This is a genomic window from bacterium, from assembly GCA_013360195.1.
In the GTDB taxonomy this organism is placed as follows: Bacteria; Electryoneota; RPQS01; order RPQS01; family RPQS01; genus JABWCQ01.
Genome location: JABWCQ010000021.1, coordinates 1 through 12,262, shown reverse-complemented (window position 1 = coordinate 12,262; position 12,262 = coordinate 1). Strand labels below are relative to the sequence as shown.

The window sequence follows — 12,262 nt, the reverse complement described above, 5'->3', positions numbered from 1 at the left end:
AAAGGCCGGTGTGGAAACACCGGCCTTTCGTCTCAATACAAAACCTGATTACTTCATCAGGACCATCTTCATCACGTCGCTGCCGAACGTGCCGCGCATCTGCGCAAAATACACTCCGGACGTTAATCCGGTCGCGTCGAAAGCGATCTCATGCGCACCCGCTTCAACGACGCCGTTCACAAGTTCGGCCACGATGCGGCCCTGCACGTCGTAAACATTCAGCGTAATCTCGGCGGTCTCGCCAACCGAGAACTGAATGTTCGTCGTCGGGTTGAACGGATTCGGGTAGTTGCCTGTAAGCTCGTACGAATTCACCGCCGGTACAACTTCCGTTACGGACTCGACGATGACAGAACCGAACACCTGCGAGTTGCCGTTCGCGTCAAAGCCCGCAAGCTGATAATAGTAACCCGCGTTGCTCACCGAGCGGTCAACGATGCTGTAATCATGCTGAGCGGAGCTCGTTCCGTTGCCGGCGACCACTCCGACCGTCATCCATTCATCGCTGCCAAGTTCGCGGCGCGAAACTTCAAAGCGATCGTTGTCGGTCTCAGAGGCGGTGCTCCAGTTGACCGCGACGCCTTCCTGCGTGCGAACTGCTGAAAACGACGAAAGTTCGACGCTGAACGGAAAGTCTCCGCAGTAAATGTTAAGCGTGTAGGCAACCGTTGTGTCACGGCGGCTGTCAACGATAATCCAATAACCGTTCGAGTCGTTGTTCGGCAGACGATTCCCGTTCTGAGTGGAAAACTCCAGGAAGTGGGGATCAGCGCCGAGGCACTTGTTCGCGTCACAGTCTTCAAGTACGACCAGAATCAAGTCGTCGCGCGAAGTCGTTGGGTCGTCATTCCAGTCCAAAGAAATCCACAGCGGATCGGGAACGGCGGCGTTTTGCGGCGCGATGCGATAAACATGCGCCTTCCCGCGCCAACGGTCATCGGAACCGCCCGGCGTGCAGTACGGGCCCGTGCTGGAAACCTTGTAGCGCTCCACATCGTCATGACCGAAGCGCACGGTCGTGTCAACCACAAATCCGCAGAACACCTCACCCGGATCACACCACGCATGCGCAGGCTTTACGCCAATACTGCTGACCACAATCATTGCTGCGGCAAAAAGCAGAATCTTCATCTTTGTCATCAGGCTTCTCCTCAGTTTGCCAAATAAGCACTCTATCTTAAACACCCTAAATATACGTTGCGAAACTACGACGGCGCAAGACCACGTGTAATTTCAACTCGCCGCATCAAATAATATGACGATTGCGATTTCATCCTGTCCGTAAAATATTGACTGAAAAAAATTTGGAAAATTCCAGACCCTCAAAGGGAAAAGCAGAGGAGCGAACAGATTTTCACACTTGCCCGAAAAAAAACACGACACACTTATCGACAACTCCTCTCATTCTTTCCAGTTCGCAAAATGCAAAACGGCCGACTCTGAAAAAGTCGGCCGTCGTCTGAAAATAATTGACCCTGCTTAGGCTCACGGACCTAATCGCAGGAAGTCAATTCGTGAATCCCAGTGTACGGTTATCTGTGTGTTGAAGTGATCGTTGCAAATCACTGTCAAGTCATAGTCGGCTTGCAGGTCCGAAGGATCCGGAGCGTCATAGCTGAACGTGTTCCAGTTGTCGCCCGACGGCGGAGTCAGATAGGGCTGCCCCATCGGATCGAGCAGTTGAGAAATCAAGTCCGGCATTGAGTTCGCGTCATTCGGCGGAAAATACCCCCACTCCGCGTCGTGCATTGCCATCGCCTTGCGAATGACTTGCAAATCAGAAAGCGCCGCACCGACATAAGCTCTGTTATGCACTTTGAAAAACTCGGTCATCGTCACCATCGTCAAAATGCCGATGATGACTACGACCATCAAGAGTTCAAGGGTAGTAACGCCACGCTGATTCATGTCAACTCTGCTTGGAAAAAGGTTCGTGTCTCTCGGTTGCAAGCTCAAGGCCAACAGGCCGGATGTTTGGAATGTGCTGTTTTGCATGATGTTGGATAACATTGCCAGCGACAAAACTTCAAGCAAATGACGGCGAATTGCAACATCGCATGGAGTAATAGTTGCAAGCTGGCAATTCACTTCATATATTGTCGGGTCTGGAATAGTTCAAACTCGTTTAGCACAACTGCATATGCCCCAAGAAAAGTACGATTTGGTCGTTATTGGCAGCGGGCCCGGCGGTACCCGGGCTGCGATTTCTGCGGCGAAAAAAGGGAAAAGAGTCGCCATCGTGGAACGCATGCGGGAACTCGGCGGAGTCTGCGTGGCCACCGGCACCATTCCGTCAAAAACGATGCGCGAAGCCGCTCTGCATCTCTCCGGCCTGCAGCAGCGCGCCTTTTATGGTGCGACCTATCGCAACAAGGAGAACATCACTGCCGAAGATCTCCGAATCCGCACTCAGATAGTAATGACTCGCGAATGGGAAGTCGTGCGGTCACAATTGACTCGTAACAACGTCGACATCTTTGTCGGAACCGGTAGGTTCAGCGACCCGCACACCATAATCGTCGAGCATGGTGACGACGAACACGAACTCAAAACGGATTTCGCGGTTATCGCTGTCGGCACGCGGCCCTACATGCCGCCCGGTGTCGAACATGACGGCGTGACCATCTTGAACGCTGACTCCATTCTTGATATCAAAACAATTCCTCGCACAATGACCTGCATCGGCGGCGGCGTTATCGGTCTCGAATATGCCAGCATCTTCGCCGCTCTTGGCGTCCGTGTCACTGTGATAGACCAGGCCAAAGAGCTGCTGAGCTTTGTGGACACTGAAATCGTTGACGCGCTCGTCTATCAGCTTCGTCAACTCAATGTCGTCTTTCGCCTTGGCGAAAAAGTTGAACAGGTCACCGTGGACAAGAGCGGCGACACACCTCACGCCGTGACAAAACTCGCGTCCGGCAAAATCGTCGTCACCGACGTCGCTCTCTATTCTGCCGGCAGACAGGCGAATGCCGATTTGATTGATGCGGCAAAAGCGGGACTCGAAGTGGACAAGCGCGGCAAAATCGCCGTGAACTCGCGCTACCGGACAAACGTGCCGCACATCTTCGCAGTGGGAGACGTTATCGGCTTTCCGGCGCTTGCCAGCACCTCCATGGAGCAAGGACGGCTTGCCGCGTTGGATGCGTTCGGTTATGAAGATGAAAAGCAAGTCCCCGACATCTATCCTTACGGCATCTATACGATTCCCGAAATCTCCACGGTCGGCGCCACTGAGGAATTGCTGACACAAGAGTCCATTCCCTACGAAATCGGCGTCGCGCGTTACAAGGAAATTGCCCGCGGGCAAATTCTCGGCGATGAAACCGGTGTCGTGAAACTCATTGTTGACCAGCGGACACGCAGACTGCTGGGCGTGCACGCCATCGGAACCGGCGCAACTGAACTGATTCACATCGGACAGGCCGTGATCGCGCACAATGGCACCATTGACTATCTCATCAATGCCGTTTTCAACTATCCGACTCTCGCCGAGTGCTACAAGACTGCCGCGCTTGACGCGCACAATCGTCTCGCCGCTCTGCAATCTGTAAAAAAATCTCCGCCCAGGCCGCAGCCCGCCTGAACCGTGACGAGTTAAAGCATCAACGCCCGCCGGATTCCGGCGGGCGTTCTTGTTCATCGTATGACAGAGTCTCTTCGCATCCAGTCAGGTAATCATCAATTTGCGCAGGGAGCGTTCCACAGCAGGTTCCAGTGGTCTTCCACGTCGCGTACGACCTTTCTCAGTTGCCCCGGGTCCATCGGCTTCAGAAAATATCCCGTGACTCCGTGCGAAATCGTGTACGCTAAGTCCGACTCGGCCAAGTTGTCCGTAAGAACCACCACCGGAATCGTCATCAGCTTCGGATCCGTGCGAATCTCATGCAGCACATCGAACCCTTGCTGGCTGTCCATATTAATGTCGAGCAGGATCAAACCCGGTTTCGTGATGCCATGGTCTGCGTCCAGTGGCCCGAAAGCCACCGTGTGCCGCAAGTAGTGCAAGGCCTCCAATTGTGATCTCGCGACCACCATGCGATTGCGGAGCCTTGTCTCGGCAATCGCGCCTTCCACCATCTCGATGGCTTCATCCCGATCTTCGATCAGCAGTATGTCTATCGGTACCCGCTGTTCAGACACGTTCCACCCATTGCTGTTCATCGTAAATTCGCTTTCACATCGTCGTATCACGATTTCCCTATTGGCAAAGGCCGGACCTGAACAAAAAAGAATCGCCGCTCCGGGTCAACGGAACGGCGATCTCGTTATGACTAATAATAGTTAGTTTGTTGACCCGTGTCACTCCTGCGGATCAACTGTGCTCAATCAACTCAGCAACAGTCGCGCGTTACCAACAACTCGCTGTGCGAATTCAACCTATAGCATCTCGTCCGTGCAGAATGCAAATTGCGCTTTCTTCGCATTTCGCACGAATCTCAGCCGTTACACCGGAGTCGAATGATGCTTCGGTCGTACGTCCACCAATCCAATCTGGTAGATTGTCGTCCGTTCCCACGCGTGCAGTTTTCCCGCTTTGCGCAGAAAGGATCGGAATTCTGCGGGCTTCCAATGATTGCAGTGACCGGGATCCTGTCCCAAACCCAGCTTGATTGAAAACCACGTCAGCGTTCTGAAAATCGGCTCATACGGCACCGAAATCAGCAGCCAGTGCTCCGCGACACGGTCGAGCTCCGCCAGCGGCTTCTCCGGATTCGGAAGATGCTCCAGGACTTGCGAACAAAACACAACGTCGAACTGCTCGTCCTTGAACGGTATTTCATAGGCGCTGCCCACGTGCCAATCCGCTTCCGGCGATGCTATCTTTGCGAACCTGATGGCCTCGTCACTGAAATCAAATCCCGTCCACCTGCCGGTGTACCCGCGTTCCTGCATCGCTCTGTATACGATTCCTTCGCCGCAGCCCGCGTCTAAAACGTTCTTTGCCCCTGTAAATGCGAGCAGCTTGAACATATGGTCGAGATAGAGCTCAAGATGCTTCTGATACAGACTATTGTTGAACTCCCACTTGCGGTGGTTGTCTGATGTATAACCCTCTGGCCTCGCCTTGCGGGCGTGTTCAATTACCGGCAACGGACACTCTCCTCTATTCTGCTTTCCCCCGGTCCTTCGGGAGGATCAAGGGGGGGTAAACTCTCAAACTAAACAACAATACAATCGTCGCGCACGCGCAATGAGTCCAGCGTTCACGCTGGTCAGGAAATCACGACGGCGCGCACCTCTTCATCCGCCTTTGGATACGGATCTTCATCCCAAAACTCTTTGAATGCCGTGGACCAGTCTCGCGTCGCCGCCCGCGCTCTTGCCGCCGCCGCCATCCGGTGCCGCAAGTCTTCCGACTCAACCAGCGACCGCATCGCCCCGCGCCACGCCTGAACGTCATAGCCCGGCAGCACAAACCCGCTCTCGTCCGGCAGGATGATTTCCTTCGGACCGCCCTCATTGGACACCAGGCTCGGCAGTCCCGATGCTTGCGCTTCAAGCACTGAGTTGCCGTACGTATCCGTCGTGGAGGGAAACACGAATACGTCGCCGGAAGAGTAAGCCTTTGCCAGCTGCTTCCCTTTCACAAAACCCGGAAACACAATCATCGGCGGCAGCTGTCGCGCAATCAACTCCTCGCGATATGGCCCGTCCCCCACAATCGCCAGCGCGGCCTTCTCCTTCAGCAACTCATCTTCCGCAAACGCGTCTATCACCACGTCAAGGTTTTTCTCCCGCGACACGCGGCCGGTATAGACAAAGATGACTCGCCCCGCTATGCCGTAAGGCTTGTAGAATTCCTCGTCACGATGACGCGGATTGTAAAAATCCAAATCCGTTCCGCGTGTATAGATAAACAGCCGCCGCGGATTGAATCCATGTTCGACAAGTTGCTTGCGGTAATGGTCGCTCGGCGAATACACCGCGTCCGCCAGTCCGTAAAACCAACGCATGAACTTCCACGTCGTCTGCTCAAGCCCCTCGTCGCCTGTAATCTGTCTCACATGCTGTGGAAAGTCACTGTGATAAATTGCCCGCACCGGCACCTTGAACAGCTTCGCTGCGAACATCGCAATCAATCCCACCGGCCCCGGCGTCGAAATGATATACTCGTCGAAGTTCTGCGCCTCAAGATATTGAATGATGCGCAGAATCGGCGGCACGGACAGCTTTTGCAGCTCGTAATCCGGAATGGCCACCTCTCCCACCGGAGGAAAATTCAAAAACTTGCTTCCAGTTGGTGCGCGTGATTCCGCGACCGAACAGATTATCTGCAGGTCCTCACCCAGCTTTTCCGCCACGTCCGACATCCGGTGCAGCGTCATCGAAACGCCGTTCACGTCCGTCACCGTGTCTGAAAACCACGCCACCTTCTTGCGCGCGGATTTCCTCGGCAGCTCCAGCGTCCCCTCGACCCGCGCACTCAACTCGCTGATGAGCTTGCGGTCGCGATTCAGTTTGTCGAACGAATAAAGATACGGAGCCATCACGCTCTGAATCGGCAGCAGTGCGGCCACCAGCGGCAATCCGCTCCCGATTTGCCCGCGCTCGAAATCCTTCATCGCGTCACTCAGAAGCTGATAGCTCACCTTGCTGAGCACCCGGTCTGCCATGCTATACAGGCGCGCGTCGAACGTCTGCAGATCATCGCGCTCAATTCCTCCGAGTCGCTCCTCTTTCGGAAGCTCACGATAGGCCCGGATAATTTCCGCAATCAGCTTTCGTTCAATCGCCGACGGCTTCTTGCGAATCTTGAACAGCCCCTTGAATCCCTGCCACAGCGACCCTGCCACCTGCCTTTTGGTCGGCTTTTCCGGGGACAGCAGGCGCGTCAATATCAATTCCAGTATCCCCTGCAGTTCGCCTTCACGCCGGAGTACTTTACTCGCGTAAAGCTGCGCCGCCACTCTGTACATCGAGTGCGCCGAAGCAATCGTTGAGCCGTGATTCCCTCCCGCAACACCCCGCCGCAATCGCAGCTGATCAAGAAACTCATCAGCCGAGTTTGCCTGCGGAACTTCCGTCCACGTCAATCCGATATACTGACCGCAGTAATCGTTCGAACTGCCGATATGCCCCTTCTGCCACGGCCGCTCCGCAATCGGCGTAATCTTCCACTTCCGCTGCAGCAGATCCAGATATTCCGGCGTCAACGCGTCCAAATACGCAGTCGTAAACTCATTCGACCTCTGCTGCCGTCCGCCGCTGCGGGCTTCAAAATGGTCAAATAGCAGAAGCAGTCGTTCAACATGGTCCGGCGACAATTTTCCGTCGTGCGGTTCCAGCGGCTGCGCCACCACATGAAAAAGATTCTCCGCCAGCAGGTAGTCACGCACGCTGTAGAGATTCCCGCGCAGCGACAACAGCCGTCCAAGCTGTGCGTCGTTAAGTCCGTAGATGAGCAGCCGCACCGGACACCCGTCTTCGGGGAAAAATGTCGCCGTCTCACAAGCCGGTATAACGTCGGCAAAGTGCGCAAGCTGCGCGTATCCCTCCAGCGAATCGCTGTCCGTTATCGCGACATAGTCCATCCCGCGCCGCTTGGCAACATGATATGCCGCCAACGGCTCCGTTGTCGACTCCGACACCTTGAGTTTCTTCAAAAAGAAATTCGTCGGACGGTTCGAAAATTTGGTATGTATATGTAAGTCAGCTCGTGGCATGAACACGCATCACCTTTCTCCGGCTAGGAGGAAAGGGTCGGGGAATGGCGTTCAGGATTCTTACGCCAAAGATAATACACCGGAATCCCCAGCAGAACGATAAACAATCCCGGCCAGGTGTATTGCGGCTTGTAGATAAGCAGATTGACGGAAAACAGCACCGCGAATATCAAATACGCAATCTGTAAATACGGATACCCCGGTGCGCGGAACGGCCGCTCTTCGTCAGGCCGCAGCGTCCGCAGGCGAATGATGCCCCACACCGTCAGCACATAAAACAGCACCGTCGCGAACACAACATAATCGAGCAAGTCTCCATACTTCCCCGACAAACAAAGCACGCCGCTCCACAATCCTTGCATCACCAGCGCCACTCCCGGCACGCCGTGCTTGTTGATTTTCTGTGCGTCCTTAAAGAACAATCCGTGCTGCGACATCGCGTAGTAAACTCGTGCTCCCGTCAGAACGATGCCGTTGTTGCAGCCGAACGTGGAAATCATCACACAAATGGCAACCACAATCGCCGCCGCTCCCCCAAGCAAAGTCTCCACACTCGCCGTGGCAATCCGGTCACTCGCCGCAAACTGAAATCCCCGTGCAATCACATCCGCACCATTCGGGTCGCCAATGACCGGCAGCATGAACAAATAGGCCACGTTCGTCAGCACATAAAGTCCGGTCACCAGCGCTGTTCCCAACGCCAGACTCTGCGCGATGGTCTTGCGCGGATTGTGCGTCTCCGCCGCCGTAAACGTCGAGCTGTTCCATGCATCAAGGGCGAATATTGCTCCCACACATCCCAATCCGCACGCGCTGAGTAAATCCGCGCCCGACAGCGATTCTCGAATCACTTGACCGTTCTCCCCCACGGTTGCCCGCATCGCCTCCCACGCGTTGGCGAAATTCAGCTTCACCACGTCCGGATTCAGCCCCAGCGAGAATCCAAGCACAATCAGCAATACCAGCACCGCAATCTTGCTGAACGTGAACAGATTCTGCACAAACTTCCCTTCCCGCAGCCCCTGCATGTTCAAATACGTCAGCACCGTGATATTGAATAGTGCCAGAAGCTGCGCCGCTGAGAATGTCAAACCCGATACTTCAAAGAGCACATGCTGCTCCGAAAACCACGGAATCAGCACCGCCGTGAATTTCGCAAACGCCACAGCCACCGCCGCAATCGTGCCGCACTGAATGACCATGAAGAACGTCCATCCGTATAAAAACCCGATGAGAGGGTTATACGCGTTCCTCAGATAAACATACTGCCCGCCCGCCTGCGGATACATTCCCGATAGCTCGCCGTAACTCACCGCCGGAATCAGTGTCATTACTCCGCTCACGAGCCACACCAAAAGCAGCCAGCCGGAAGAACCCACATTGCGCGCGATGTCTGCCGAAACAATGAAAATGCCCGACCCGATCATCGAGCCCACAACCAGCATCGTCGCGTCAAGCAGCCGGAGCTGTCCGCGCACCGAAACCTTTGCCTCGCTCATGAAGTGCGCGTCAGTCCGTCTTGCGCTCGGACGTGAACACCTTCGTCAGGCAAAACACAAACAGACTGATAATCGTTGCCCACGAAAGCAGCATCAACACCCATCCGGCCGCTGTCATTTTGCCTCCTTGTGCAGTTTGGGGAACTTGCCCCGTTTGTCAGCCTGCCACACCCAATACACCAGCAACGCGAAGAATGCGCTCATCACCAGTCGCGTGATACTTATCCAGGACGCCTTGTCCGCTTCCACGCCTTGCATGGTCGCTATCGGCCACCACTCTTGAATCCCCCAGAACAGCAAAAGAAGAATCAGGTAGGCAGGCGTTACGTAACGGATGATATACTTGTATATCGTCGGAATCTTGATCAACGCGCCGTGGTGCATCTGCTCCCAGCCCTTGTCAATGCCAAGATAGATATTGAATATCAGCACCATGATAAGTCCCGACACCACCGGCAGCACCGAACCCGCCCAGAAATCCATCTCGTCCAGCGTCCCGTGCTGAATCGTCGCGATGATGAATCCCGTGATGACAAGGTTGATGAACCCTGTCCAGAAAATAGCCTTACCCCGCGTCATGTTCATCTCATCCCGCAGGAAGGTAATCAACGGCTGTATCAGCGATACCGACGATGTCACACCGGCGATAAACAGCAGAATAAACCAAATGAATCCGATGAACCCCTCGCCGCCCATTTGCGCGAAAATATAAGGCATCGTCACGAACCCCAGATTGAATGACCCCTGCTTGGCAATCTCCTGAGCTCCGGCCACTCCAAAGAAAATTGCCGCCGCCACGACCGCAATGCTGCCGCCCAGCACAACCTCCGCGAATTCGTTCGCTGAAGTTGCCGTCAAGCCTGACAGTGCCACGTCATCCTTCGATTTCAAATAGCTCGCATAGGTCATGATGCACCCCATGCCCACCGACAGCGTGAAGAATATCTGTCCCGCCGCCGCAATCCAAACCTTCGCCTCGTCAAGCCGGCTCCAGTCCGGATTCCACATGAACCCCAATGCGTTGTTCACGTTCCAGTCCGGATGCTCCGCCACCGGCGAACCCAAAGTCAGCACCCGCACCGCCAGAATTATACCGCACACGAACAAAATCGGCATCCCGATCTTCGACAGCTTCTCAATTCCGCCCGAAATCCCCTTGTAGAGCACCCAGTAGTTCAGAGCGAACACCACCGCGAATATCGACAGCGCCGTCCACGGCCCGTTAAAATACCTGTTCGACTCCTGACCGGTGAAGCCCGCCAGAAACTTGTCCATTTCGTGCGCGGCAACCGCATCCTGATACTGACCGGTGAGGGAAAAGAACGCGAACGACAGTGTCCACGTCTCGATATAAACATAATAAAACGTGATGCACAGCGGTATGAAAATAGTAATGATACCAAGATACTTCGCCCACGGCTTTCCGCCGGTCAAACGGTGAAACACTCCCGGCCCGCCGCCGTGCTCGTGCTGCCCGCCGTATCTGCCCATCGTCCATTCCACCCACGCCAGCGGAATGCCCAGCAGCAGCATCGCCAGAATGTACGGCACCATGAACGCGCCGCCGCCGTTCTCCGCCGCCTGCACCGGAAAGCGCAGGAAATTCCCTAATCCGACAGCGCTGCCCGCAACGGCCATGATACAGCCGATGCGTGAACCCCAATTGTCACGAATGCGCGGCGCGTGCTGTGGGTGCGAACTTTTTTTCGCAGGCTGTGACGCCATTCACATGCTCCTTTCAATCCGTCAATGTGCTGAGTCCGGTCTTTCGGTATCGTGAGTGAAAATCCGCTCCGGCTCTCTGCCGAGGGACAGCGCCGAAACTATGGTGAGTCAGGAGAAATGCTGCAGGATGATTATCTGAAGTGAACGCTAGGCCGCGGCGGCAGCGTCCGCCAGCTCTCGGAGTGCTTCCAGCGCGTCCTCAATCTTGCGCGTGAACTCGCGCAAGTCCGCGCCCTCGCCCGGATGAGCTATCGGTAGGCCGTAATATAAAAAAACTCGCGCGAACGGTTTCGGAACTGTAAACCGGTCCCACGAGCGAAACACCCAAGAACGATTGGCGGCAAACACAACAGGAATCACATCGGCGCCGCTCGCCAAGGCAATATATGCGGCGCCGGGTTTAAGCTTGTATATCGGGCCGCGTGGCCCGTCACCGATCATCGCGGCCGTCTGTCCGTTGCGAACTCGGTCTATCATCGCCAGTGCCGCCGCCGACCCGCCCCGTGTCGAACTGCCGCGCACCGTCTCATATCCGATCTTTTCAACCACCCGCGACACCAACTCGCCGTCACGGTGCTGCGAAATCATTGCCACCACATTCCGCTTCCGGCAGTGATACGTCGAGCCAAGCAGTCTGCCGTGCCACGTCACCATCACCAGCGGTTTGCGTGCGCGCATATACGACAAAGGCTGCTCAAAGCCCGTCACACGCAGCCGCCACGTGGCGCCAAGGATTAGAACGGCCAGATGGCCGAAGCGAGAGCCGAGATAAAAGAGGAGGCGGTTCGTAGGATTGCGGTCGTCAAAGAATACAATACAGCCAGCATCGAGTCCGTCGCACAGGCGGAATCTGAACCCGCTCCGCGTATCTGCGCTCCCGTCTGCGCGATCGCTTCACGGATCATCTTCGGTGCTTCCGACAGCTCGCTGATGCCGTAGCGAATCGTCGCGATGGAGGCATTCACACCGTGCCTCATTCCAAACGTCGTGCTCTTGCCGACTCGGCCGGCCGCAGTACAGCCGGCTCCGCCTTCAGCAGTCGGAGTGCACAATTGAATCGTCAGCCGCTTCGGTGCCGCCGCAGAGCCCGGAACATCGTCCGGACGGTCGAACGCGAACAGCGCTGACGAACATATCAGAATTCCAAGGATGGCAGCAAGCCCAAGTAAACGCATCTGATTTCTCCCGTTGGTAATTCACCCACAAACTCCAACAGAGCACTCCCTCAAGCGCTCAAGGTACATTCTATATCTCTCCCCGTTCACGGGGGACTAAGAGGTGGCGTTCGCCGAGCAGGGATTTAACCTAGGTCAGGCCTCCGGCCTGACGATAAGAGGTGGCGTTCGCCGAGCAGGGATTTAACCTAGGTCA

Annotated in this window: 10 protein-coding genes; 1 reads left to right on the top strand and 9 read right to left on the bottom strand. The window is 55.4% G+C overall.

Annotated features, from left to right (window positions below; genetic code table 11):
• Positions 1-48 precede the first annotated feature (48 nt).
• A complete protein-coding gene (locus HUU59_12385) occupies positions 49-1,140 on the bottom strand; it encodes a T9SS type A sorting domain-containing protein (protein ID NUO20234.1) in 1,092 nt (363 codons plus the stop codon).
• Positions 1,141-1,485: 345 nt separating this feature from the next.
• Positions 1,486-1,908 carry a prepilin-type N-terminal cleavage/methylation domain-containing protein gene (locus HUU59_12380; protein NUO20233.1) on the bottom strand — a complete coding sequence of 141 codons (423 nt, stop codon included), beginning with the start codon at positions 1,906-1,908 and terminating at the stop codon, positions 1,486-1,488.
• A 232-nt stretch (positions 1,909-2,140) separates the two neighbouring features.
• On the opposite strand from HUU59_12380, the gene sthA reads away from it, so the two are divergent.
• Entirely contained in the window at positions 2,141-3,586 is a 1,446-nt protein-coding gene (gene sthA, locus HUU59_12375) for a Si-specific NAD(P)(+) transhydrogenase (protein ID NUO20232.1), read from the top strand.
• Between the two features lie 95 nt (positions 3,587-3,681).
• Here the strand turns inward: sthA and HUU59_12370 are convergent, their stop codons facing one another.
• From HUU59_12370 to HUU59_12340, 7 genes are all read right to left on the bottom strand, one after another.
• Complete coding sequence (locus HUU59_12370) at positions 3,682-4,164, bottom strand: response regulator (GenBank protein NUO20231.1); 483 nt, start codon at positions 4,162-4,164, stop codon at positions 3,682-3,684.
• 282 nt (positions 4,165-4,446) lie between these two features.
• Positions 4,447-5,094 (bottom strand): class I SAM-dependent methyltransferase, encoded by a 648-nt coding sequence (locus HUU59_12365; GenBank protein ID NUO20230.1) that lies wholly within the window; start codon positions 5,092-5,094, stop codon positions 4,447-4,449.
• A 122-nt stretch (positions 5,095-5,216) separates the two neighbouring features.
• Entirely contained in the window at positions 5,217-7,607 is a 2,391-nt protein-coding gene (locus HUU59_12360; GenBank protein NUO20229.1) for a glycosyltransferase, read from the bottom strand.
• An 83-nt stretch (positions 7,608-7,690) separates the two neighbouring features.
• A complete protein-coding gene (locus HUU59_12355) occupies positions 7,691-9,166 on the bottom strand; it encodes an amino acid permease (GenBank protein NUO20228.1) in 1,476 nt (491 codons plus the stop codon).
• 114 nt (positions 9,167-9,280) lie between these two features.
• Entirely contained in the window at positions 9,281-10,891 is a 1,611-nt protein-coding gene (locus tag HUU59_12350; GenBank protein ID NUO20227.1) for a sodium-dependent transporter, read from the bottom strand.
• A gap of 147 nt (positions 10,892-11,038) precedes the next feature.
• Entirely contained in the window at positions 11,039-11,569 is a 531-nt protein-coding gene (locus HUU59_12345) for a lysophospholipid acyltransferase family protein (GenBank protein ID NUO20226.1), read from the bottom strand.
• Positions 11,570-11,625: 56 nt separating this feature from the next.
• Complete coding sequence (locus HUU59_12340) at positions 11,626-12,066, bottom strand: hypothetical protein (protein NUO20225.1); 441 nt, start codon at positions 12,064-12,066, stop codon at positions 11,626-11,628.
• Positions 12,067-12,262 lie beyond the last annotated feature (196 nt).